Source organism: Pseudomonas sp. D1-1, from assembly GCF_051132225.1.
In the GTDB taxonomy this organism is placed as follows: Bacteria; Pseudomonadota; Gammaproteobacteria; order Pseudomonadales; family Pseudomonadaceae; genus Aquipseudomonas.
Map to the genome: position 1 here is coordinate 3,148,317 of NZ_CP071676.1, position 22,558 is coordinate 3,170,874.

18 protein-coding genes are annotated in these 22,558 nt (G+C 63.2%); 5 read left to right on the plus strand and 13 right to left on the minus strand.

The window, feature by feature from the left end:
• Positions 1–104: 104 nt before the first annotated feature.
• The 4 genes from J3P86_RS14180 to J3P86_RS14195 are packed head-to-tail and all read right to left on the minus strand — an operon-like array spanning position 105 to position 3,261.
• Complete coding sequence (locus tag J3P86_RS14180; protein WP_434600848.1) at positions 105–455, minus strand: RidA family protein; 351 nt, start codon at positions 453–455, stop codon at positions 105–107.
• Positions 452–1,825 carry an FAD-dependent oxidoreductase gene (locus J3P86_RS14185; RefSeq protein ID WP_434698228.1) on the minus strand — a complete coding sequence of 458 codons (1,374 nt, stop codon included), beginning with the start codon at positions 1,823–1,825 and terminating at the stop codon, positions 452–454. The genes J3P86_RS14180 and J3P86_RS14185 overlap by 4 nt, the downstream gene beginning before the upstream one ends.
• A complete protein-coding gene (locus tag J3P86_RS14190) occupies positions 1,818–2,147 on the minus strand; it encodes a (2Fe-2S)-binding protein (protein WP_434698229.1) in 330 nt (109 codons plus the stop codon). Before J3P86_RS14190 ends, J3P86_RS14185 begins: the two co-directional genes overlap by 8 nt.
• Entirely contained in the window at positions 2,137–3,261 is a 1,125-nt protein-coding gene (locus tag J3P86_RS14195; protein ID WP_434698230.1) for an NAD(P)/FAD-dependent oxidoreductase, read from the minus strand. The genes J3P86_RS14190 and J3P86_RS14195 overlap by 11 nt, the downstream gene beginning before the upstream one ends.
• Before the next feature lie 156 nt (positions 3,262–3,417).
• Here J3P86_RS14195 and J3P86_RS14200 point away from each other — a divergent pair, with 156 nt between their 5' ends.
• The 3 genes from J3P86_RS14200 to J3P86_RS14210 all read left to right on the plus strand — a co-directional run bounded on the left by J3P86_RS14200 (position 3,418) and on the right by J3P86_RS14210 (position 6,483).
• A complete protein-coding gene (locus J3P86_RS14200; RefSeq protein WP_434630892.1) occupies positions 3,418–4,323 on the plus strand; it encodes a LysR substrate-binding domain-containing protein in 906 nt (301 codons plus the stop codon).
• 127 nt (positions 4,324–4,450) lie between these two features.
• On the plus strand, positions 4,451–5,536 hold the full coding sequence (locus J3P86_RS14205; RefSeq protein ID WP_434630890.1) for a Rieske 2Fe-2S domain-containing protein: 1,086 nt from the start codon (positions 4,451–4,453) through the stop codon (positions 5,534–5,536).
• Complete coding sequence (locus J3P86_RS14210; RefSeq protein WP_434698231.1) at positions 5,533–6,483, plus strand: PDR/VanB family oxidoreductase; 951 nt, start codon at positions 5,533–5,535, stop codon at positions 6,481–6,483. Before J3P86_RS14205 ends, J3P86_RS14210 begins: the two co-directional genes overlap by 4 nt.
• A 184-nt stretch (positions 6,484–6,667) precedes the next feature.
• Here the strand turns inward: J3P86_RS14210 and J3P86_RS14215 are convergent, their stop codons facing one another.
• The 4 genes from J3P86_RS14215 to J3P86_RS14230 form a co-directional block, all read right to left on the minus strand.
• A complete protein-coding gene (locus J3P86_RS14215; protein ID WP_434698232.1) occupies positions 6,668–7,381 on the minus strand; it encodes a GntR family transcriptional regulator in 714 nt (237 codons plus the stop codon).
• Between the two features lie 149 nt (positions 7,382–7,530).
• Positions 7,531–9,402: a feruloyl-CoA synthase gene (locus tag J3P86_RS14220; RefSeq protein ID WP_434698233.1), complete on the minus strand. Its 1,872-nt coding sequence runs from the start codon at positions 9,400–9,402 to the stop codon at positions 7,531–7,533.
• 144 nt (positions 9,403–9,546) lie between these two features.
• Positions 9,547–10,995: an aldehyde dehydrogenase gene (locus J3P86_RS14225; protein WP_434630879.1), complete on the minus strand. Its 1,449-nt coding sequence runs from the start codon at positions 10,993–10,995 to the stop codon at positions 9,547–9,549.
• Positions 10,996–11,100: 105 nt separating this feature from the next.
• Positions 11,101–11,931, minus strand: coding sequence for a p-hydroxycinnamoyl CoA hydratase/lyase (locus J3P86_RS14230; RefSeq protein WP_305500902.1), 831 nt, complete (start codon positions 11,929–11,931; stop codon positions 11,101–11,103).
• 214 nt (positions 11,932–12,145) lie between these two features.
• Here J3P86_RS14230 and J3P86_RS14235 point away from each other — a divergent pair, with 214 nt between their 5' ends.
• Positions 12,146–12,634 (plus strand): MarR family winged helix-turn-helix transcriptional regulator, encoded by a 489-nt coding sequence (locus J3P86_RS14235; RefSeq protein WP_434574059.1) that lies wholly within the window; start codon positions 12,146–12,148, stop codon positions 12,632–12,634.
• A gap of 179 nt (positions 12,635–12,813) precedes the next feature.
• Here the strand turns inward: J3P86_RS14235 and J3P86_RS14240 are convergent, their stop codons facing one another.
• A complete protein-coding gene (locus J3P86_RS14240; protein ID WP_434698234.1) occupies positions 12,814–14,121 on the minus strand; it encodes an OprD family porin in 1,308 nt (435 codons plus the stop codon).
• 311 nt (positions 14,122–14,432) lie between these two features.
• On the opposite strand from J3P86_RS14240, the gene mhpT reads away from it, so the two are divergent.
• Positions 14,433–15,659 carry a 3-(3-hydroxy-phenyl)propionate transporter MhpT gene (gene mhpT / locus J3P86_RS14245; protein WP_434574056.1) on the plus strand — a complete coding sequence of 409 codons (1,227 nt, stop codon included), beginning with the start codon at positions 14,433–14,435 and terminating at the stop codon, positions 15,657–15,659.
• A gap of 164 nt (positions 15,660–15,823) precedes the next feature.
• Here the strand turns inward: mhpT and J3P86_RS14250 are convergent, their stop codons facing one another.
• The 4 genes from J3P86_RS14250 to J3P86_RS14265 all read right to left on the minus strand — a co-directional run bounded on the left by J3P86_RS14250 (position 15,824) and on the right by J3P86_RS14265 (position 22,493).
• The gene (locus tag J3P86_RS14250; protein ID WP_434698235.1) at positions 15,824–18,244 is read right to left on the minus strand and encodes an efflux RND transporter permease subunit; all 2,421 of its coding nucleotides are present in this window, start codon (positions 18,242–18,244) and stop codon (positions 15,824–15,826) included.
• A 52-nt stretch (positions 18,245–18,296) separates the two neighbouring features.
• Positions 18,297–19,400 carry a WD40/YVTN/BNR-like repeat-containing protein gene (locus J3P86_RS14255; protein WP_434698236.1) on the minus strand — a complete coding sequence of 368 codons (1,104 nt, stop codon included), beginning with the start codon at positions 19,398–19,400 and terminating at the stop codon, positions 18,297–18,299.
• 66 nt (positions 19,401–19,466) lie between these two features.
• Positions 19,467–20,828: a DUF1329 domain-containing protein gene (locus J3P86_RS14260; protein WP_434574051.1), complete on the minus strand. Its 1,362-nt coding sequence runs from the start codon at positions 20,826–20,828 to the stop codon at positions 19,467–19,469.
• 15 nt (positions 20,829–20,843) lie between these two features.
• A complete protein-coding gene (locus J3P86_RS14265; protein ID WP_434600860.1) occupies positions 20,844–22,493 on the minus strand; it encodes a DUF1302 domain-containing protein in 1,650 nt (549 codons plus the stop codon).
• Between the last annotated feature and the right edge of the window lie 65 nt (positions 22,494–22,558).

A 22,558-nucleotide genomic window follows, 5' to 3' on the forward strand; every position in this document is an offset into this window, starting at 1 on the left:
CTCCACGGGAAGTCGTCCGTTATGGCAGCAGCAATCTGAACAAGCGCGGGCGACCACTCTGGCGGTGGTCTTGCCCGATAGCGGCACAGCGGCGTCCGGCGGTCCTACACCGCCGCGGTCACGATCAGTTCCAGCAGGATCTGCGGGTCATCGAACGCCACCTGTGCGGTGGCTCGCGCCGGGGTGTGCGCGGCGTCGACCCAGTCGCTCCAGATTGCGTTCATCGCAGCGAAATCGCGGCCCATGTCTTTCATCCAGATCTGCACGCTGAGCAGGCGGCGCTTGTCGCTGCCCGACGCGGCGAGCAATTCGTCGATCCGCTGCAGCACCTGGCGGGTCTGGCCCTGGATGTCCTGGTTGCAATCGGCGGCGACGATGCCGCTGAGCCAGGCCACGCCGTTGTGCACGACGCTGCGGCTCAGGCGCGGGTTGCTTTCGATACGTTGAATGGTCATGACGGTTCCTCGACGCAGTGACGTTCGCCGGCCAGTTGGGCCAGCGTGATGGGTTTGAGGGGGGGACGGATGCGGTAGTAACCGACTTCAGCGGGCGACACGCGGCGCTGGGCGGAGATGATCTGGGTGACGCTCAAGCCGCATTGGCGCCCTTGGCACGGGCCCATGCCGCAACGGCTGAAGGCTTTGGTCTGGTTGGGACCCAGGCAACCGAGGTCGACGTAGCGGCGGATAGCGCCAGCCGTGACTTCTTCGCAGCGACACACGATGACGTCGTCGGGTGGGACGCAACTTTCTGCCGGGGGGCGATACAACGCATCGATCAAGGGCCGCGCAGCACGAGCACGACGCAGGCCTTTCTCAAGGCCGCGTGCTCCACGGGAAACACCGGCAATCGCCATCGCAGCGAGTCGCCCTTCCAGGCGCGCCACCTGCGCGCCGCCAATCGCAGCGCCGTCACCGGCGATGAAAATGCCCGGTGCGCTGGTTTGGCCGAAGCCATCGCGCCGTGGAATCCAGCACAGCTGCGCCTCGCTCCAGTCATGCTCCAGGCGCAACGACCAACTGATCTGCGTGTGCGGAACCACACCCTGGTGCAATAAAATCAATCCGGCGGGCACTCGCAAGTGCTGCCCTCCACAATCGAAGCTCAGTGCACTGGCGCAGTCCTCACCCTCGACACGCAGGTTGCCGGCACCGCGAAAGTGGCGGATGCCGCCACGCTTCAACTCGGCCAGCAGCCCCACGCCCTTGAACAAGTCGCGCCAGCCGCGCAACGCACCGGGAATCAGTCGCCAGGCCCGCAGCAGCTCGCGACGGTGGCTGGTATCGACCAGCGCCTCGACGGCAATGCCGGCGCGCAGGTACTGCGCCGCCAGCAGGTACAACAGCGGACCGCAACCCGCCAGGACCACCGGCCCAGCCGGTACCAGCGCCGCGCTCTTGAGCAGGATCTGCCCCGCACCGGCCGTCATGACCCCAGGCAAGGTCCAGCCGGGAATTGGTATCGGCCGTTCGAAGGCGCCCGTGGCGATCAGCAGATTGCGCCCGCGCAAAACCTCTGCGCAGCCGTCGTTCAGGTAGTGCACCTCACGCTGGGGGGTGACTTGCCAGATCGCCGCGTTGGGCAGGTAACGAGCTCCGCATTGGAGAAAATCCGCCGCCAGCTGCGCACCGGCGCTGTAGTCTTCGCCCAGCACCGCGCGGCTGCGGGCATCGGCTTGAAGCACCTGGCGATAAATCTGCCCGCCAGGACTGGCCTGCTCATCCAGCACCACGACCGACAATCCATGGTCCCTGGCCTCGATGGCGGCGCTCATGCCGGCCGGTCCGGCACCGATGATGATCAAGTCGATCACGGCTTTACTCATCGGTCCCCTCCTCGTTCGGCGCCAGGCTGACGGCGCCGCGTTGGCGTTGCACACGCATGCCCGGGCGCACCGCCACCAGGCACGACTGGACGTTGGCCTGGCCGTCCACTTGCACCAGGCATTCGAAGCACACGCCCATCAGGCAGTACGGCGCAGCGGGCCTGCCGCTGACAGCGCTTTCACGGCTTTGCCGAACTCCGCTGGCGAGCAGCGCCGCCGCAAGGCAGACATTACCCGGCACGCTCAAGGGCTTGCCGTCGAACTCGATCAGTACCTGGTTCTGCGAGACGGCCAAAGGCCGGAACAGGCTTTCAGCCGACATGACGCACCTCGGTTGGCGAATTGAAGCGCTGCAGGCCGAATGGCTTGACGGCTGGGTCATCGAACTCGCCGGCAATCCACGGGGCCAGGCGCAGGGCGTGAACAGCGGCCAAGGTCACGCCGCTGTGGCAACTGACGACCGCCAGGCCCGGGCAGCCCTGGGGCATTTCGTAAATCGGAAACCCGTCGGCGCTCATCACCCGCAACGCGCCCCAGGCCCGCACCAGGCGTACGTCACCCAGCAGTGGGAAACACTGCACGGCGCGTCGGGCGATCGCGGCCATGACCTGGCTGCCGGTGCTGTCGTCGAAGCCGGCCGACTCATGGGAATCGCCCAGTTGCACGGTGCCCTCGTCGGTCTGGCGCACATACGTCGTGGGGTAATGGAGAAACGGCTTGAGTCGTTCGGTCACCAGGATCTGCCCGCGATTGGGTTGCACGGGCACGTCCAATCCGACCCTTTCGCCCAATCCCCGATTGCCCAGGCCCGCGGCCAGGACAACCTGAGCGGCAGACCAGCGCTGATCGGCGGCGCGCAGTTGCAAACCCGTGGCGTGCGGTTCGATGGCCTCGACGCGGTGACCATTGATCAACGTCACGCCACGCGCTTTGCAGGCCGCATACAGCGAACGCAACAGCTTGAGCGGGTTGACGTGACCATCCATGGGCGAGAAACAGCCGCCCACCACGTCGGGGCCGACACCCGGCAGACGGCCGCGCAGTTGTGCTCTGTCCAGCAGCTCATAGGGATAATCACCGTCGAGGGCCTCGCGCAGCCAGGCCAGGCGCGCGGCTTCCTCGGCCATTTCCGCTTCGCTCAGGCACAACTGGAAACCGCCCTGCTGGCGCAGATGGATATCGATACCCGTGTCGGCTTGCAGCGCTTCGGCGAAGCGCGGCCACAGCGCCACCGAATCACGGGTCCATTGTGCATACGGGCTCATTCCGTAGCCCTTGCCCTGGACCCAGAGCAAACCGAAGTTGCCATGGGCGGCGCGAATCGCGTCGTCGCCCTCGTCGAGCACGCTCACCTGGCGCCCGAGCAGGGCCAGGCCATAGGCAATGGACATACCCACCAGGCCGCCACCTACGATGATCACATCAGTTTTTTGCATGACTGCTTTATCGCTGTTCCAAAGGCCTTGAAGTACGGCGAAGTGCCGATTCATGGCCGGGCGAGTTCATGCGATCGATCCTAGGATGCTGCCACGCTCATTAAAAATGCTTTATTTTTGATAGCTCATGTCTTTTTGTTATGGGTGAGCATCCTTATGAACCTCCGCCAGCTGGAAGCGTTTCGCGCGGTGATCCTCGGCCAGACGGTGACCCGCGCCGCCGAAATGCTGCACATCTCGCAACCCGCCGCGACCCGGTTGATTGCCAGCCTGGAAGAAGACATCGGCTTCAGCCTGTTCGACCGTATCAAGGGCCGGCTGCAACCGACCGCCGAGGCGATGACGCTGTATCAGGAGGTGCAGCGCTCGCTGCTGGGGGTGGAGCGGATCGCGCGCACGGCCCAGGACATCCGCAACCTCAAGCGCGGTTCGCTGCACATTGCCTGCGCGCCGGCCATGGGTTTGTCGTTCCTGCCGCGGGCGATTGCCGCGTTCATGGCCGAGCATGAGCAGGTGCAGATCTCGCTGGTGGTGCATTCCTCGCGGGAAGTCGTCGACCTGGTGGTAGGCCAGCGCTGTGACCTGGGCCTGATCGTCCTGCCCAATACCTACCCGAGTCCCCGCGCCGAAAAGCTGCTGGCTACGCGCATGCTCTGCGCCCTGCCCGCCGGCCATCGGCTACAGGACCGCGCGTCCATCAAGCCGGAAGACCTGCAGGGCGAACGGTTCATTTCCTATCCGCAATCCATCGGCTCCCGGCAACACATCGACGCCATTTTCGCCGCTCACGGCGTCGAGCGTGAGCTGCGCCTGGAAACCCAATTGTCCCAACCGATGTGCACTTTTGTTGAGCAAGGCCTGGGCGTCGCCCTGGTAGACGCCATCAGTGCCGTTGAATACCGCGGCAACGGCATCGTCTTCCGTGCCTTCGAACCGGCCATTGAAATGGACTTCAGCATGCTGCTGCCAATCCATGGACCGCTGTCGAAACTGCAGGCGCGCTTCCTCGAACACATGCAGCGATTCATCGAGGCGCAAGTGCCGGCGGCCTATCGGTTTTAAAGCTGTCAATGGATCCATTGATAAACACCGATCATCTGCGCAACCACCAAAATCGTTGACAAGCAAATTAGTTAAGAGAGTTAATGGATCCACAGATAAAAACAAAACCAGCCTGGAGATCCCTCTCATGTACCCCAAGAACGCCTGGTACGTTGCCTGCACCCCGGACGAGATTGCCGACAAGCCGCTGGGCCGACAGATCTGTGGCGAGAAAATGGTTTTCTACCGCGGGCAAGCCGGCAAAGTCGCCGCCGTCGAGGACTTCTGTCCCCATCGAGGCGCACCGCTCTCGCTCGGTTATGTCGAGAATGGCAACTTGGTGTGTGGCTACCATGGGCTGGTCATGGGGGACGACGGCAAGACTGTCGAGATGCCCGGGCAACGGGTTCGGGGATTTCCTTGCAACAAGACCTTTGCCGTGCAGGAGCGCTACGGGTTTATCTGGGTCTGGCCGGGTGAGCAGGCATTGGCCGACCCCTCGCTGATCCACCCTCTGGAATGGGCGGAGAATCAGGAATGGGCGTATGGCGGCGGGCTCTTCCATATCCAGTGCGACTATCGCCTGATGATCGACAACCTGATGGACCTGACCCACGAAACCTACGTGCATGCCTCGAGCATCGGCCAGAAGGAAATCGATGAGGCACCGCCAGTGACCACGGTCGAAGGCGACGAGGTGGTCACCGCCCGCCACATGGAAAATATCATGGCTCCGCCCTTCTGGCGCATGGCGCTGCGCGGCAACAACCTGGCCGACGACGTACCGGTGGATCGCTGGCAGATCTGCCGATTCACCCCGCCCAGCCACGTAATGATCGAAGTCGGCGTGGCCCATGCCGGCCACGGTGGCTATCACGCCGCGCCGCAATGCAAGGCGTCGAGCATCGTCGTTGATTTCATCACGCCGGAAACCGAGACCTCCATCTGGTACTTCTGGGGCATGGCCCGCCACTTCCAGCCTCAGGACGAAGCGCTGACCGCGAGTATTCGCGAGGGCCAGGGCAAGATCTTCAGCGAAGACCTGGAGATGCTCGAACGCCAGCAGCGCAACCTGCTGGACCATCCGCAACGCAATCTGCTCAAGCTCAACATTGATGCCGGCGGCGTGCAGTCGCGTCGGGTACTGGAACGCTGGATCGCCCGCGAGCGTGAGCAACAGGCCGCCCTGATCGCCAGTACCCGGCAGCCGCAACACGCGGAGCAACGGCCATGATCGAAGTCCAGGTCGCGGCACGCACTATTGAAACCCCGGACATCTGCAGCTACGAGCTGACCAGCATCGACGGTCAGCCATTGCCGGCGTTTACCGCCGGCGCCCATATCGACGTGCATTTGCCCGATGGGCTGGTTCGCCAGTACTCGCTGTGCAACCACCCGGAGGAACGGCATCGCTACCTCATCGGCGTGCTCAGGGATCCCTCGTCACGAGGTGGCTCACGCAGCCTGCATGAACAAATCCAGCCGGGCGCACGGCTGCTGATCAGCGAACCGCGCAACCTGTTTGCCCTGGCCCCTGCGGCCCAGGGCAGCCTGCTGTTCGCCGGCGGCATCGGCATCACGCCGATCCTGTGCATGGCCGAGCACCTCGCCCAGAGCGGCGCTGCGTTCGCATTGCACTACTGTGCCCGGTCCCGGGACCGCGCCGCTTTTGTCCAACGCCTGGAGCAGTCGCCTTACGCCGACCGGGTATTCCTGCATTTCGATGAAGAACCCGCCACGGCACTGGATGCCGTTCGGGTACTGGCTTCGCCCAGCGCCGACCTGCACTTGTATGTCTGTGGTCCTGGCGGGTTCATGCAGCACATCCTCGACACCGCCAAGGCCCAGGGCTGGCAGGAAGCCAATCTGCACCGGGAATACTTCGCCGCGGCGCCGATCGACACCGCAGGCGATGGCCGCTTCTCGGTGAAGCTTGCCAGCAGCGGTCAGGTTTTCGAGGTGCCGGCGGACCGCAGCGTGGTCCAGGTGTTGGAAAGCCATGGCATCGAGGTTCCGATTTCCTGCGAGCAAGGCGTCTGCGGCACCTGCCTGACCCGCGTGCTGGAAGGCGTGCCGGACCATCGGGACATGTTCCTGACCGAAGCCGAGCAAGCCTGCAACGACCAGTTCACGCCGTGCTGTTCGAGGTCGAGGACGCCGTTGTTGGTGCTGGATCTCTGAGTACCAAAACCTTATGTGTGGTGCTCGACCTTCAGAACACCACAATATTCTGTGTGGATGTTGGATCTCTGGAACACCACAACACCCTGTGGGAGCGAGCCTGCTCGCGAAAGCGGTCTGTCAGAAAACAGTGATGTTTCTGAACTGACGCTTTCGCGAGCAGGCTCGCTCCCACATTAAAAGGTCATTCAGTTCTAAGGATTACCTTCATCCGCTCATCCGCCAGCGTCGAGCCAAACACCTCGGCGTAGCGCAGGGTCGCGTTGGCGTGCTCGCGCATGATCGCCTCGGCCCGGGCGCCCTGGCGATTGACCAGCGCGTCGAACACCGAATGATGCTGCATGTGGGCATAGTTGAAGCGCCGGTATTCGCCGGCCATGTTCTGGCGGTCGACCGCCAGGGCCGTGACCGAGGCGAACGGCAGGTGATCGTTGCGCGCCAGGGCGTCGGCGATGGCCGGGTTGTGGCTGCCCTCGACGATTACCTGGTGAAAACGCATGTTGAGGTCGTGATAGACCTCCAGGTCCTCTTCGGTCACATAACCTTTGGCGAACAGTTCGTCGCCATCGACCAGGCACTGCTCAAGCGCCCGGCGAGCCTCCTCGGACAAACCGCGTTCGGCGGCTTGCCGGGCAGCCAGGCCCTCCAGCACCCCACGCACTTCCACCGCCCCGGCAATCTCCTCGGCGCTGACCGAGCGCACCTGGAAACCCCGCCCGCCAAAACGCACCAGCAGCCCTTCCTGCTCCAGGGTGCGAAACGCCATGCGCACCGGCATCCGCGAGACGCCGAACAACTGCGCCGTGGGAATTTCCATCAGCCGCTCGCCGGCCGCCAGCTCGCCGGAGGCGATCATCCGACGCAACGCAACCAGCACCGTTTGGCCGGGCTTGCTCATCCAAGTGATTTCCAGAGAAGAGAGAGCCGCCATAGTAATTGCAATCAAATGTGGGAGCGAGCCTGCTCGCGAAAGCGGTGGTTCAGCAATATCCAATTCTCGCTGATACACCGCATTCGCGAGCAGGCTCGCTCCCACAGGGTTTGGTGTTAATTGCCAGCGCGCAGGACCGTTGGGTCTTCTCCCCGATACAGCGCCTCGACCTTCGCCGCGCGCCATTGCAACACGGCGCGCTGGTTGATCGAGCCCTTGTCGGTGATTTCGCCACGGTCGATGGAAGCGGGTTCGTCGAGCAGTGCGATCCACTCCACACGACTGGCGTTGCCGTTGGCTTCGCGGTTCAGGCGCTGCAACCAGTCGGCAAACCACTGGCGCACCGGCGGGCTGGCCAGGACCTCGGCGTCGCTGGCGTCCTGCGCCAGGCCCGAGAGGCGCCGGCAGTCATGCAGGCGCGGGAATACCAGCGCGCCCAGGTGCGGGCGGTCCGGCGCCGTCACCACCAGGTCCTGGACGTACGGCGTGCCCTCCAGCACCGCGCGGTTGCGCAACGGCCCGACGCTGACGAACACGCCGGAGGACAATTTGAAGTCTTCGGCGATGCGCCCGTCGAACATCAGCCCCAACTGCGGGTTGGCGGCATCGGCCAGCTTGATGGCGTCGCCCGAACAATAGAAACCGGCCTCGTCGAACACCTCGGCGGTCTGCTGCGGCGACCGCCAGTAGCCGGGCATGATGTGTGGCCCGCGAAAGCGCCCTTCGAACTTGCCGTCCACCGGCACCATCCGCACTTCGCAACCTGGCGCCGGCAAGCCGATGTAGCCGGCCATGGACAGCGGCCCGGTGGTGAAGGTGCAGGACGGCGACGCTTCGGTCATGCCCAGGCCGGCCATCATGCGGATGCGCTCGCCGCAATGCTGCTCGGCCACCTTGTCGAGGCGATCCCAGGTGCTCTGCGAAAGCCCCGCCGCGGCGAAGAAGAACAGGCTGATGCGCTTGAAAAAGCGCTCGCGCAGTTCGGCGTCCTGTTCCAGCGCGCTGACCAATTCCTCCCAGCCCTTGGGCACGGTCAGGTAAGCGGTTGGGGAAATGTCCTTGAGATTGCGCAAGGTTTCGGCGAAGCCCTGGACGGTGGGCTTGCCATCGTCCAGATAGAAGGTGCCGCCGTTGTACAGCACGATGCCGACGTTATGGCTGCCACCAAACGTATGGTTCCAGGGCAGCCAATCCACCAGCACTGGTGGTTCCTCGCCAAACACCGGGAAGGTCTGCAAGAGCATCTGCTGGTTGGCGCAAAGCATGCGTTGGGTGGTGATCACCGCCTTCGGCAGCTTGGTGGAGCCGGAGGTGAACAGGAACTTGGCGATGCTGTCCGGGCCGGTGGCGGTGAAAGCCCGCTCGGCCTCGCTGCCGCCCGGCTGCGCCAGCAGGCTGGCGAAGCTTGTCCTGGCGCGGCCGGGTATTTCTCCGCGCACGCTGACCAGGGGGATATCCATAGGCAATACCGCATTGATCGCGCGCTCGAACGGCGCGGCCTCGCTGACAAATATCAGCCCCGGCTGCAACAGGTCGCAGACGTGCCGCAACTTGGCGAAATCCTGGGACAGCAACGAATAGGCCGGCGACACCGGGCAATAGGGAATCCCGGCGTACATCGCGCCCAAGGCCATTTGCAAATGCTCGATGTCGTTACCCGAGAGCAGCGCCAGGGGTTTTTCGGCCGACAGGCCATAACGAAGCAGGCCTTGGGCAATGGCCCGCACGCTGTCGAGCATTTCCGCATAGCTGACGTGACGCCAATCGCCTTGGTTTTCGCGAGCGGCAATGAACGTCTGGTCCGGTCGCACCCGGGCCCAGTGCACCAGGCGATCGAGCAGGCGCGACGGCAACGGCGCCAAGGGCTCCAGGGAGCGCATCTGCAGGATGCCCTGCTCTTCCTTCACTTCAACGGCTGGATGCCCGATCGACACCTGGCGATAGCGCGCAGGTTCGGGCCGGGAGGATGATCTGAACTCGGAACTCACGGTGCATCTCCTCCATCAAGGCACACTCGGGTCGCTTGACGCGAGCGGAGCGTGGCAGCGTCTGGCTGCGGCCTTGTGATTGTCATGTCTGGCCTGCATCGGGCGATGGCTCGGGCGGCCCATCGCCGGCGATGCGACGGATTTTCAGATCGGGTAATGCCGTGGGCCGTTCTGCATCGTCACCCAGCGCAACTGGGTGAAATGCTCGATGGCGGCCTTGCCGCCAAAGCTGCCGTAGCCGCTGGACTTGACCCCGCCGAAGGGCATTTGCGCCTCGTCGTGCACGGTCGGGCCATTGATGTGGCAGATGCCGGATTCGATTCGTTGGGCCAGCGCCAGGGCGCGGCTGGTATCGCGGCTGAAGATCGCCGCCGACAGGCCGAACTCGGAATCGTTGGCCAGGCGCAGCAACGCTTCGTCACCGTCGCCGCGCAGCAACACCGCCACCGGTCCGAAGGACTCTTCGTGGTACAGGCGCATGTCCGGGGTGACCCCGTCGAGCAAGGTCGGTTGGAGGATGCTGCCGTCCAGTTGGCCGCCGGCGACTAGTCTGGCGCCTTTGGCCAGGGCATCGTCGATCAGGCCTTTGATGCGCAGTCCGGCGCTGGTGTCCACCAGCGAGCCCAGCACCGAATCACCCGCGGCAGGATCGCCGGCGCGCAGGGTCGCAATCTTCGCGGTCAGTCGGGCGACAAAGGCATCGGCCACGCTCGCGTCTACGATCAGGCGCTCGGTGGACATGCAGATCTGGCCCTGGTTGAAGTAGGCCCCAAACGCCGCCGCCTGCACCGCTGCGTCAAGATCGGCGTCATCGAGCACCAGCAGCGGTGCCTTGCCGCCCAGCTCCAGCAATGCCGGCTTGAGATGACGCGCCGACAGTTCGCCGACGATGCGGCCGACGTGGGTCGAGCCCGTGAAGTTGACCCGCCGTACCGCCGGGTTGGCGATCAGGCGCTCGACAATGGCCGGCGCATCCGTGGGCGCATTGCAGATGACATTGACCACGCCATCGCCCAGACCGGCGTCCTGCAGCACCTGGCCGATCAGGTGGTGCACGGCCGGGCTGACTTCCGAGGCCTTGAGTACCACAGTGTTGCCGCACGCCAGGGGCATGGCGATTGCGCGGGTGGCGAGAATGACCGGGGCGTTCCACGGCGCGATGCCCAACACCACGCCACACGGCTGACGCAAGGCCATGGCGAAACTGCCGGGCACGTCCGAAGGGATGACTTCGCCATTGATTTGCGTGGTCATGGAGGCGGCTTCGCGGAGCATGTTTGCAGCCAGATGCACATTGAAGCCGTACCAGTTGGCCATGGCGCCGGTTTCGCCAGCGGCGGCAATAAATTCGCCGCTGCGCGCCTGCAACTGCTCGGCCGCGCGCAACAGACGGGTGCGACGCTCGTTGGGCGCCAGCGCGGCCCAGGCCGGGAAGGCAGCGTGTGCGGCGGCCACGGCGGCGTCGGCATCTTCCAGCGTGGCGGCGGCCACGCGGGACACCACTTCACCGGTCACCGGGTTGCAGCGCTCGAAGGTCCGGCCATCGCGGGCCGGGCACGACTGGCCGCCAATCAACAGGGGCACGTCCAGCATGGTGATTCCTCTTTATTGTCTTTATCGGGAACACGTTCACAGTAGCGCCGAGGGCCTTGGACGAACAACCTGCGGGCCCACGATGGCGCCCGCCGCGCTGTCGTCTCAGCGTTTGTAGGTTTGCAGGCCCGGCTTGATGCTCTTGTCGTCCAGGAACTGCTTCATGCCCTGCTCGCGGCCGCCCTCGGTGTCGAGCAGGCGCGACTGGTCCAGCTTGGCGTAGAGGTAGTCCTCGTTCTGCTCCCAGGTCAGCTCGCGGCAACGCTTGAAACCATGCTTGGCCGCGCGCAGCACCACCGGGTTTTTCTCCAGCAGGTTGCGCGCCAGCTCCACGGTGACCTCACGCAGCTGTGCCAGGGGTACGCTTTCATTGACCAGGCCCATCTCCGCGGCTTTTTTCCCGCCGAAGGTCTTGCCGGTCATGATGTAGTACAGGGATTGGCGATGGCCCACGGTATCGGCCATGGCTTTGCTCACGAGGTTGCCGGGCGGGATGCCCCAGTTGATTTCCGAAAGGCCGAAGGTGGCTTCGTCGGCGCAGATCGCCAGGTCGCACGCCACCAGCGGGCTGAAGCCGCCGCCGAAGCACCAGCCGTTGACCATGGCAATGGTCGGCTTGGCGTACATGCGCAGCAGTTTCCATTGCCATTGCGAGGCTTCGCGACGGATTTTTTCCTGGAGGATTTCCGGCCCGGCATCCACTTCGCGGAAATATTCCTTGAGGTCCATGCCGGCGGTCCAGGCCTCCCCCGCACCGGTCAGCACCAGCACGCCAGCGGCGGGATCCTGTTCCAGGGTCTCCAGCACATCGATCATCTCGCGGTTGAGGGTCGGGCTCATGGCGTTGCGTTTTTCCGGGCGATTGAGGGTTACCCAGGCGATGCCTTCCTCGATGTCGACCTTGACCGTTGTCCAGCGACCTTCGTAATTGCTCATGGCGCGTGCTCTCTTGTTCTTGGCTGAAGATGGAGAAAAACTAACCTTGAATATTAGTTATGTCAATTAACTATTAATCGATTTATCTGTATTTTCCTGGCGGCCTGGATGCAACGCCGGAGAACAAAAAATACCAGCGACCGTAGCCACCGAGCGGCAACCCCGGCAAACTGGATAGCCTTGTTAATCACTGACCTTGAGGATGCACCTTTCGATGGCCAAGTCTTCCAAGCTTGCCGAAGCCGCCGCGGCGCCCCTGGCCGACGGTACCGACACGCAGGCGCCGCTGGATTCCGCGCTGGATGACCTGATCGGTTACGCCTTGCGTCGCGCGCAGTTGAAACTGTTCCAGAACCTGATCAGCCGTCTCGCGGTCCACGACTTGCGACCGGCCCAGTTCTCGGCCCTGGCGATCATCGACCAGAACCCCGGCCTGATGCAGGCCGATCTGGCCAAGGCGCTGGCCATCGAGCCACCGCAAGTGGTGCCCTTGTTGAACAAACTGGAAAGCCGCGCCCTGGCCGTACGGGTGCGCTGCAAGCCGGACAAGCGCTCCTACGGGATTTTCCTGAGCAAGACCGGCGAAACCCTGCTCAAGGAGCTCAAGCAGATCGCCGCCCAGAGCGACCTGGACTCCACCGCCGCCCTCAATGGTGCCGAGCGCGAGGAACTGCTGCGGTTGCTGAAGAAGGTTTATCAGTAAGGAACCTCGCTCCTCCCTGTGGCGAGGGAGCTTGCTCCCGCTGGGCTGCGCAGCGACCCCAACACAGTAGACGCGGTTTGCCTGAAGCGTCGCGGCCAATAGCTTGGGGCTGCTGCGCAGCCCAGCGGGAGCAAGCTCCCTCGCCACAAAGGCTGGTCACATGGACCTCTTCACTGGCTTCACCAGATCGGCACGCTGTACGTCACCAGGAACCGGGTCTGGTTTTCATCGCGAAACGCCGCCGTTCCCGGAAAGTCGTTTCGGTAGATCGACTTGCGCGCCAGCAGGCCGACGTTTTTCAGCGGGCCGCTCTGGATCACATAACCCAACTCCATCTGGAACTCACGCTCCTTGCGATCCTCGGCATTAAGGGCCGCCAGCTCGATATGGTCGCCACGCACGTAACGCAACCGGGTCCGCAAGCCAGGCACGCCAACGGCGGCGAAGTCATAATCGTGGATCGCTTGCCAGGTGCGCTCCTTGGCATTGAGAAAGTCCGAACTCATGGTCATTTCGCTCAAACCCATCAGCTCGGTGCCCGACACGTACGGTGTTGCCGTATCGCCGCTCGAATGCATGTAGCCCAGGCTGACGCGATGCCCGCCCAGGCGATAACCGACCAGCGCCGAGACGTTGCGGTTATCCACCTTGCCAGCCTTGGCGGCACCCTCCTCGCTGCTGAAAAAACTCCGTAGATCGGTGGTCAGCACTCCATCACCCAATGGCAGGTTATGCAGCAAGGCGAAGGTATTCTGCTGGTACAGATCGGCAACTTCGGCGTGGTAGATGCGCAGGCCGAGATCCTTGTTGACCTGATAATCGCCTCCCACGTACGCCATGTGAGACGAGGTCGCCGCGCCGTTGAAACGACGATTGGGCGAGGCGATGCTCATCGGCTGGTAATCGGTAGAATCGCGCCGGGCGATGCGATCGATGTAACCGGTGTTCAGCGCCAATCCGTCGACGTCCTTGGAGCTCAGGGTTGTCCCGCGAAAGGTCTGCGGCAATAGCCGCGACGGACTGGCGAAGGCAAACGGCAGGAAAATCGAGACATCGCCGGTCTTTACCGTGGTTTGCCCGAAACGCAACTTGCCGGTCACGCCCAGCCGCGAGTATTCATCCGCCGCGCGCTTGTCGCTGCTCGACACCGGCAACAGTTCAGTGCCGCTGCGGTCCGGCGAGGAGTCGAGCTTGATGCCCAGCAGCCCCCGTACATCCAGGCCAAATCCGAGCGTACCGGGGGTAAAGCCCGACTCGACGTTCATGAACACGCCTTGGGCCCACTCCCGGGCCGCAGTCTTGGCGCCGTCGTCCTTGTAATCGCGATCCATGTAGTAATTTCGCAGGGTCAACGTGCCGTGGCTGTCGTCGATGAAACCTTCGGCCAGCGCCACGCTGCAAAGAAGACTCAGCCCGGTTCCGGCCAACCAGTGAACGAGCGGTGAAACAGGGATCGCCGCCTGGGCGTTCCGGATGATATCTGGCATGTTCGATGTCCGCTTTTTGTTGTTGTTTTCTATCGAGGCAGCCCCGAGTGGAGGGCTGTGCGGACAGAGAATGGAAACGGCCCGGTACTTCGTCAATCGGCAATGTCCGATAATCGAACGTTAATATAATTAACCAATATGACGACTGTTTCTCCTGTAGGTGTCAACCTGCTGAATTTCCAAGAGAAACCAAAGATTTCGCGAGTTAGCTCCTCGCGATTCATTTTTTAGTTAGCTTTGTTAATCTTAATCCCGCGCTGCGGGGTCCCCTTCGAGCCGCAGTCCCGACAAAAACAATAAGAGGATTCGCCATGAACCATCCGCCGCGTCGTGCGACGTTGACCATTGCCCTGTGTTTCATCGTCGCGCTGATCGAAGGCTTTGATCTTCAATCGGCCGGCACCGCCGCTGCCGGCTTGCGACAGACCTTCGCCCTGGACCCGAAGATGATGGGCTGGGTCTTCAGCGCGGGGATCATCGGCCTGCTGCCAGGTGCGTTTTTCGGCGGCTGGATTGCCGATCGCATCGGCCGCAAGAAAATCCTGATTGCCGCTGTCCTGCTGTTCGGCGTGTTTTCCCTCGGCACCGCGTTTGTCGAGCAATTCTCCAGCCTGCTGCTGGTGCGCTTCATGACCGGCCTGGGACTGGGCGCCGCCCTGCCCAACCTCATCGCCCTGTGCGCTGAAGCCGTGGGCGAACAACGCCGTGGTACCGCCATCAGTGTCATGTACGCCGGGGTTCCGCTGGGTGGCGCGCTGGCGGCAGTGGTCGCCATGACCTTTGGCGAGCACTGGCAGATGACGTTCTTCATCGGTGGCCTGGCGCCCTTGCTGGTGGTGCCGTTGATGCTGCTGTGGCTGCCGGAGTCCAGTGCTTTCAAGCAGATACGACACGTCGCGGGCGAGGTCCGTGGTTCGACCGGTCAGGCGCTGTTCGGCGAAGGCCGGGGGCTGACAACGCTGGGCCTCTGGTTGAGTTATTTCTTCACCCTGACGGTGATGTACATGCTGCTCAACTGGCTGCCTTCTTTGCTGGTGGAACAAGGTTTCAGCAAACCCCAGGCCGGCCTGGTGCAGATGCTGTTCAACATCGGCGGGGCCCTGGGATCGTTGATCGGTGGTTTGTTGCTGGACCGTTTCAACGCCGTCAAGGTAGTGCTGTTTGTCTATGCCGGCCTGCTGAGCGCCCTGGCCGGGGTCGGTTTGTCGGTGGGCATCATGCCGATGGGCATCGCCGGGTTTGCCGCCGGGCTGTTTGTCATGGCGGCGCAACTGGTGCTTTATGCCTCGGCGCCGCCCTCCTACCCTACGGCGGTGCGCGCAACCGGCGTCGGCGCAGCCGTTGCCATCGGGCGCCTGGGCTCGGTGGCCGGGCCTTTGGCCGCCGGCCAGATCCTCGCGGCTGGCGGCGGGACCACTGCGGTACTGCTGGCGACTTCCCCTGGATTGGTGGTGGCGACGTTGGCCATCCTCAGCGTGATCCGCCGTTCGGCCGGGCCACGGTTGGGCACGGCAGAGCCGGTGGCGCAGAAATCCTGACGGGGCTATTGCTCCCACATCGGACTTTCGGTGGTCATGACAAAGGTCTGCCCCAAGTTCCCTTGTGGGAGCGAGCCTGCTCGCGAAAGGGCCTGCACGCTCAGCCTGTTCACCGACTGACGCTCCGCTTTCGCGAGCAGGCTCGCTCCCACAGGATCACCGTTTCAGCCCCTCACCCAGCGCTCCCGCCGGCTCAGTTCAGGCTTCTTTTCAAACACCTTCCGCGGCAACAGCCACCATGCCAGGGCCGGCAGCAGGATCAGGGCGCCAAGCATGTTCACCAGGAACATGAAGGCCAGCAAGATCCCCATGTCGGCCTGGAACTTGATCGGTGAAAAAGCCCAGGTCGACACCGCCACCGCCAATGTCATGCCCGTCAGCAATACCACTTTGCCGGTGAACAACAGCGCCTGGTAGTACGCCTGGGCGAGGGTGTCGCCGGCACGCATGCGCGCCAGGATCACGCTGAGCACATAGAGCGCGTAATCGACGCCGATGCCCACGCCCAGGGCGATGACCGGCAGCGTCGCGACTTTCACGCCCATGCCCAGCCCCACCATCAGCGCCTCGCACAGAATCGAGGTGAGCATCAGCGGCAGCATCGCGCAGAGGGTGGCGCGCCAGCTGCGGAACGTCAGCAGGCATAACAGGCTGACCGCGCCGTAGACCCAGAAGAGCATCTCGCGCATGGATTTCTTCACGACGATATTGGTCGCCGCTTCAATCCCCGCACTGCCGGCTGCCAGCATGAACTTGACCTCTGGCAGCTGATGTCCGGCGATGAACTGCTCGCTGGCCTCCACCACGCGGTTCAAGGTGTCAGCCTTGTGATCGGCCAGGTAGACGTACAGCGACAGCATCGAGCAGCCCTGGTTGAACAGCTCTCGTGGCGCGCGGGTTTGCACGGCGCCCAGCGCGCCGTCGTTGGGTATCAGTTCATACCATTTGAAATTGCCCTCGTTATACCCGGCCGTGGCGATCTTGCTCAGCGCCGCCATCGAGGTGGTCGATTCCACGCCGGGCAATTGCTCCAGTTGCCAGGCCAGCGCGTCGACCGCGGACAGGCTGGCGTAACGGGTGCACTGATCCTCCGGGGTCTTGATCATGACCACGAAGATGTCCGAGCTGGCCGCATAGTTTTGCGTCATGAACAGCGCATCGCGGTTGTAACGAGAGTCGGCACGCAGTTCCGGAGCGCCGGGGTCCAGGTCGCCGATCTTCAGGTGCAGGCTCACGGCAAAACCAGACGCGGCCAACAACAAGCCAGCCAGCATGGCGCCAATGGCCCAGCGCCGCTGGGTGAACAGATCGAGCACGCGCCACAGCGGATGTTTGATCTGCGCTTGCTGTTCGGTGGTTTCCGCGCTCAGGCTGCGTTGCGCCGCTGCCGGGCTGACGCCGATGTAGCTGAGCAGGATCGGCAAGAGGATCAGGTTGGTGAAGATCAGCACCGCCACCCCGAGGCTGGCGGTGACCGCCAGGTCCTGGATCACCCGGATGTTGATCAGCAGCAACACCGCAAAGCCCACCGCATCACAGAGCAAGGCGGTGATGCCGGCGGCGAACAGCCGGCGGAAGGTATAACGCGCGGCAACCACCCGGTGGGTGCCCCGACCGATGTCCTGCATGATGCCGTTCATCTTCTGCGCGCCGTGGCTCATGCCGATGGCGAACACCAGGAACGGCACCAGTGCCGAGTATGGGTCCAGCTCGTAACCGAGCAGTGCCAGCAGCCCCAGTTGCCAAAGCACGGCGGCCAGCGAACAGGTCACCACCACCAGGGTGCTGCGCGCACAACGGGTGTAGCCGAACAGCACCATCACCGTCACCAGTACCGCCACCACGAAAAACAGCAGGACCTGGGTCATTCCCTCGATCAGGTCGCCGACGATCTTGGTAAAGCCGGTGATATGGATCCGCAGGTCGTCGGTCTGGTACTTGTCTCGCAACGCCTCCAGTTGCCGGGAAAACTCACCATAGTCCAGCGCCTTGCCCGTCTGCGGGTTGATCTCCAGCAGCGGCACGAAGATCACACTGGACTTGTAGTTGCCGGCGATCAACTGGCCGACTTCACCGGAACGGCCGACGTTGGTGCGCACCTGTTCGATGCTGCTGGCCGAGCCATCGTAATCGTCAGGGATCACCGTGCCGCCATCGAGCCCCTCCTCCGTCACGGCGGTCCAGCGCGTGGTCGGGGTCCATAACGATTTCATATAGGGGCGGTCGACGCCCGGTAGCAGATAGAGCTCATCATTGAGCCTGGCCAGAGTATCGAGATAGTCCTTGGTGAAAATACTGCCCTGCCTGACCTCCACGGCGATGCGCAGCGAATTGCCCAGGCCACTCAACTCACTGCGATTCTCCAGGAAGTTGGCGACGTAGGGATGCCCGGTGGGAATGGTCTTCTCGTAACTGGCATTGATACCGATGCGCGTGGCTTGCCAGCCCAGCACCAGGGTCACCAGCAGGCACAGCAGGATTACCAGCGGTCGATGGTTGAAAATCGCCCGCTCGGCGAAATTGCCCGACGTCCGGTCGAAGTCTTCCTGGCGGCCGATCACGGTTTGGATTCTGTCGTCTTTCAAGTTTGACTCCTGTTGCACGAGCCGTGGCCCGATAGCGCTACACCGTGAAGTTTCAAGGTTTACTGGAGCCTCGCGGATCCTGGTCGGCGGCCACGCCGCTCAAACCGACGCTGGCGAGGCTGCCATCGACCGCCTGTTGCACGGCGGCAACCGTGCCACCGCTGCGGCTCTGACGCTTGTCAAAGCTGCGGCCTTGGTCATGGCTGAATAAAAACTCACCGCCCTGGCTGGCCAACAACAGGCTGCCGTCGCGCAGCTCAAGCGCCGCCGCCAGCGTCGACTCGATAGCGGTCTCAAGGCGTCGCCAACTGTTGCCTCGATCGTCCGACCACCAGGCATTGCCACGCAGACCGTAGGCAATCAAGGCCCCGTCGCGGGTGCCAAGCAGGCCGAAAAAACTGCCTTCATACGGTGACTTCAAGGCGTGGAACGACTGTCCGCCATCGCTCGAACGCAACAGCAGGCCGCGCTCTCCCACCAGCAGCAGGTCCTTGCCCACGCCGCGGACGCCATACAGGTTCAAGCCCTGCGGGTTGTCGACATGACGCATCCACGGTTGCCAGCTACGCCCGCCGTCGTCGGTACGGTAGATCTGGTTGTACGCCCCCACGACGTAGCCGTGCAGGCGATCAACGAAATACAGGTCAAGGAGCGGTTTATCCGGCCCGTCGGCGAGCATATGCCGAGCCTGCGTCAACTGGCTGGCACCGCCGGGCTCATCGGCATCGCGCTCTGCAACCTGCATCGCGAGGGCGATCGCACGCTCGCCATCGAGTTGCTTTTCCCAGGTTTCGCCGCCGTCCCGGGTGTGCAGTACCACGCCCAGATGACCGACCGCCCAGCCCTGTTCGGCATCGACAAATTGCACCGCCGTCAGGCTGACGCTGACCGGCACCTTGGCCTGGCGCCAATTCATTCCGGCATCGTCGGAAAGCAGCACGATCCCGCGCTCACCGACCGCCACCAGGCGCTCACCGGCCCGGGCCAGCCCGAGCAATACCGCGCGTGGCGCCTTGGCCGTGGGCAGCGCCGGTTGCTGCAGTACGGCCAAGGTCGTGGCGTGCGCGACCCAAGGCACGCTCGCCCACAGGCAGCACACCAGGACACAAACCGCCCATAGCGGACCGCGGCTCGCGAAGATTTTTTCAACGTTCATATCGTCATCCCGCCTGGAAAATCGTCAGTGGCCGCGCCGAACTCCCTCGTCACGGCCACCACTGGTTCAACGCATGTTTTCGTTGGCCATGGCATCCGGCGTGAAATAGGACGCTGAAGGCTTCGCGACCTTCTGGTATTGGACTGTCAGGTCGTTGCTCGACGAATTGAGGAAGTAGGCCCCGGTGTCGAGGTTGTAGCTGCCCCACATGACCTGTGCGGTCAAGGCCGGCAGGTCCGGTGCCAGCAGCGTCAGCGAATACATCTGCCGACCGAGCTTGCCCTGGGCGTCATAACCGTCGGCCATCAGGATCTGCCAGGAGTCTTCGTCGACGTAGTAGGTGCGACGCGGCACGACATGGCGCTTGCCGGACTTGAGCGTGGCCTCGACGACCCAGACCCGATGTTTCTCCCAGCGCACCAGGTCAGGATTGAGGAAACCGACCTTGACCAGCTCGTCGCTCTTGGCCAGCGCGGCGCGGTTATTGTTGTAGGGGACGATCAGTTCTTTTTTGCCCACCAGCTTGAGGTCATAACGATCGGTGGGCCCGAACAGCATGAACGCCTCATCGAACAGGCCGACGCCGGAGGTGACGAAGTCCGGTGTGTCGTAGGCAATGTTCGGTGCACGACGAACCCGGCGTTGACCGACCAGGTACTGCCAGGCCGCACGATTGGCCGGGTCCAGGTCCCAATGGGTCATCAGGCCCTCGCCGGCCTTGGACGACGGCAATTCGGTGAACAGCTTGCCCAGCAGGTACTTGCCCGAATAGTTTTCCAGGCTGCCGCCTTCGACGTAGTAGGGAAACTGATAGGTGTACTGGGCCCGGGTCGCCTGGACTTTCTTGCCACCGGCGGTCATCAGCCAGGTATCGAACGGCGAGCTGATGGTGTCGCCGCCCTGCCAGGACAACCGATAGTTCCACAGCACCTGCGCACCGTTCTCAGGGATCGGGAACGGGATGCCGCCATAGGCGTTGGAGACTTTTTCGCTGTCCACGTCCAGTGCGGCGCGCGTGGCATTCTTGCTGGTGTTGTCGTACACCCATTGCGGCGCGGCGGCCGAGCGATGAGTCGGGTACACATCCAGGCGATAGTCCGGATATTTCTTCAGCAGCAGCTGGGTGCCCTCGGCCAGTTGGCCGGCGTACTGCGTCATGTTCGACGCCTTGATCGAGTACAGCGGTTTGTCGCCGGCAAATGGATCAGGGCGCTTGTCACCCGCTTTGTAGCCGGGCGCGACCTGGGTATAACCGCCCTGCCAGGCCGGGATGCTGCCATCGGCGTTGCCGGCGCGCTCACCACCGAAGGGGGTCAGATCGGTTTTCAAGCGCGCGGCCTGCTCAGGCGATACCGCCGCCTGCGCCAGGCTCATGCCGGCCAGGGCAAGGGCGAGGACGCAGGTGTTCAGGAATGCTGGGTTCTGCATGGCGAATCCACCTTGTTAGAATGAGGTTTTCACATAGAGCGAGACGAAGTCGCGGTCGGCCAACGACTGGCCGTAACTGAAATTGCCGTCCTCGCGCAGCCCGGCCTTGGGTGCGCCGAAGAAGTTCACGTAATTGAGGCCGACATCCCAGCGCTGCAGGTAGGTGGCTTTGAGGCCGACGCTCCAGTCGCCGGAATGGGTATTGCCGAAGCCGGATTTGTTCACCGCCGATGAGCGTCCATCAAGCACGATCCCCATGCCGACCGGCACGGTGAGGTCGATCCCGTCGACGATCTGGAAGTACGCCGGTTCCATCAATACTCGCAACGCCGTGGCATCCCGGGTGGTATTGGAATCCAGCGCGGCAGCGTTCTCGGTCACGCTCAGGGTGCGGTTCCAGGCCAGCTCGGCCAGGGCCGAGCCGCCGTCCCAGAAAGCGGTGGGCGACAGCAGGTAGATCGCCGACAGATTGACGTGCGCGGTCTTGCCCCGGGCGAACAGCGCATCGTCGCCACCATCGGCCTGCATGCCGGGGGTCACTACTTGCAGGTTGCTCACCAGCGGCGCGTTCCAGCGCACCGACGATTCACCGGCAAAGTTGAACGGACCGTAAGCGGTAGAAAAGCTGACGCCGGCGGTCTTGATGTCTTCGGCGTAGACCTGGCGATAGGAGCCGAGGATCGGCAGTCCGCTGGCCGCAGCCGCCGGACCGTCCAGGTAGGCATACAACCCGATCGGCGCCTTGTCGTGATACTGGGCCGCGTAGAAACCCAGCTCCAGCTCTGTGCCGGCCGGCTTGAAGCGGATCTGCATACCGCCCTGCCCCGAATTGCGCGGTTTCAGGTCGCCGCCGTTCACCGTGTCGTTGCCGAATACCTCACGCAGCGGGCCGCTGCCGTAACCGATGGCGTCGGCATCGCTCAGGTAGCTGCCGGCGCCGGGCAGGTTGGAACGTTCCCACTCGAACTGATAGTAGGCGCCCACCGACAGCTGCGGGTTGATCTGCAACTGCCCGGAAATCTGATTGACCGGCCGCAGGATCTCCTTGAACTGTGTTCCCGGCACGCTGAGCAACTTGACCACATCGGTCGGCCCCTGGGCATTGGCAATGCCGTTGCCGCCGTAGAACAGGCTTTCGCCGTAGATCAGGCTGTGGCGTCCAAGACGCGCCACGCCTTGGGAGTCATCCCCGAGGTCTCCGCGCAGGAACACGAAGGCATCGAGAATCTCAGCGTCGCGTCCATGCAGCTCGCGGGTTTCGCTGAGGAAATGTGGCTGCTCGCTGCTGTCGGTGTCCTGGTTGTAGATATCGTCGTACCAGGCCGCGCCGCTGACCCGCAGCCCGTAGTTTTGCCGGCTGAGGTCCATTTCGGAAAACAGGTCGAGACGGTTGGAGACCAGGCCGCGACTGAAGTTCTTGTCGCCCTGGCTCTGGATCGAGGGGTACAGGCCATTGGCGGTCGGCGCGTTGACCAGACGGCTGTCCTGTCCGTGCAGGCGCCAGGCCTGGCTGTACTTGATGGTGTTGTCCCAGCGCAGTTTCCAGTCGGAGTCACCCAGGTCCATTTGCATGGCCTCGGCCCTCTCGCCCATCACACCGCTGCTGCAAAGCGCCAGGAATAGCGCGCAATGCTTGAAACCAAAGCTGTCTTTGAGGTTATCCATGGGGTGCTCTCATTATTGTTATTGTTTGGCATGGCTTTGCTGCAACCCGCTCGGGTGGCGGCTTG

What these genes read in the sequence shown, in the direction of transcription:
- J3P86_RS14230 (WP_305500902.1), bottom strand. Translation starts at nt 11,931, where the DNA reads ATGAGCAATTACGAAGGTCGCTGGACAACGGTCAAGGTCGACATCGAG.
- J3P86_RS14235 (WP_434574059.1), top strand. Translation starts at nt 12,146, where the DNA reads ATGGCCAAGTCTTCCAAGCTTGCCGAAGCCGCCGCGGCGCCCCTGGCC.
- mhpT (WP_434574056.1), top strand. Translation starts at nt 14,433, where the DNA reads ATGAACCATCCGCCGCGTCGTGCGACGTTGACCATTGCCCTGTGTTTC.
- J3P86_RS14185 (WP_434698228.1), bottom strand. Translation starts at nt 1,825, where the DNA reads ATGAGTAAAGCCGTGATCGACTTGATCATCATCGGTGCCGGACCGGCC.
- J3P86_RS14205 (WP_434630890.1), top strand. Translation starts at nt 4,451, where the DNA reads ATGTACCCCAAGAACGCCTGGTACGTTGCCTGCACCCCGGACGAGATT.
- J3P86_RS14200 (WP_434630892.1), top strand. Translation starts at nt 3,418, where the DNA reads ATGAACCTCCGCCAGCTGGAAGCGTTTCGCGCGGTGATCCTCGGCCAG.
- J3P86_RS14265 (WP_434600860.1), bottom strand. Translation starts at nt 22,493, where the DNA reads ATGGATAACCTCAAAGACAGCTTTGGTTTCAAGCATTGCGCGCTATTC.
- J3P86_RS14260 (WP_434574051.1), bottom strand. Translation starts at nt 20,828, where the DNA reads ATGCAGAACCCAGCATTCCTGAACACCTGCGTCCTCGCCCTTGCCCTG.
- J3P86_RS14180 (WP_434600848.1), bottom strand. Translation starts at nt 455, where the DNA reads ATGACCATTCAACGTATCGAAAGCAACCCGCGCCTGAGCCGCAGCGTC.
- J3P86_RS14225 (WP_434630879.1), bottom strand. Translation starts at nt 10,995, where the DNA reads ATGCTGGACGTGCCCCTGTTGATTGGCGGCCAGTCGTGCCCGGCCCGC.
- J3P86_RS14195 (WP_434698230.1), bottom strand. Translation starts at nt 3,261, where the DNA reads ATGCAAAAAACTGATGTGATCATCGTAGGTGGCGGCCTGGTGGGTATG.
- J3P86_RS14240 (WP_434698234.1), bottom strand. Translation starts at nt 14,121, where the DNA reads ATGCCAGATATCATCCGGAACGCCCAGGCGGCGATCCCTGTTTCACCG.
- J3P86_RS14215 (WP_434698232.1), bottom strand. Translation starts at nt 7,381, where the DNA reads ATGAGCAAGCCCGGCCAAACGGTGCTGGTTGCGTTGCGTCGGATGATC.
- J3P86_RS14255 (WP_434698236.1), bottom strand. Translation starts at nt 19,400, where the DNA reads ATGAACGTTGAAAAAATCTTCGCGAGCCGCGGTCCGCTATGGGCGGTT.
- J3P86_RS14190 (WP_434698229.1), bottom strand. Translation starts at nt 2,147, where the DNA reads ATGTCGGCTGAAAGCCTGTTCCGGCCTTTGGCCGTCTCGCAGAACCAG.
- J3P86_RS14210 (WP_434698231.1), top strand. Translation starts at nt 5,533, where the DNA reads ATGATCGAAGTCCAGGTCGCGGCACGCACTATTGAAACCCCGGACATC.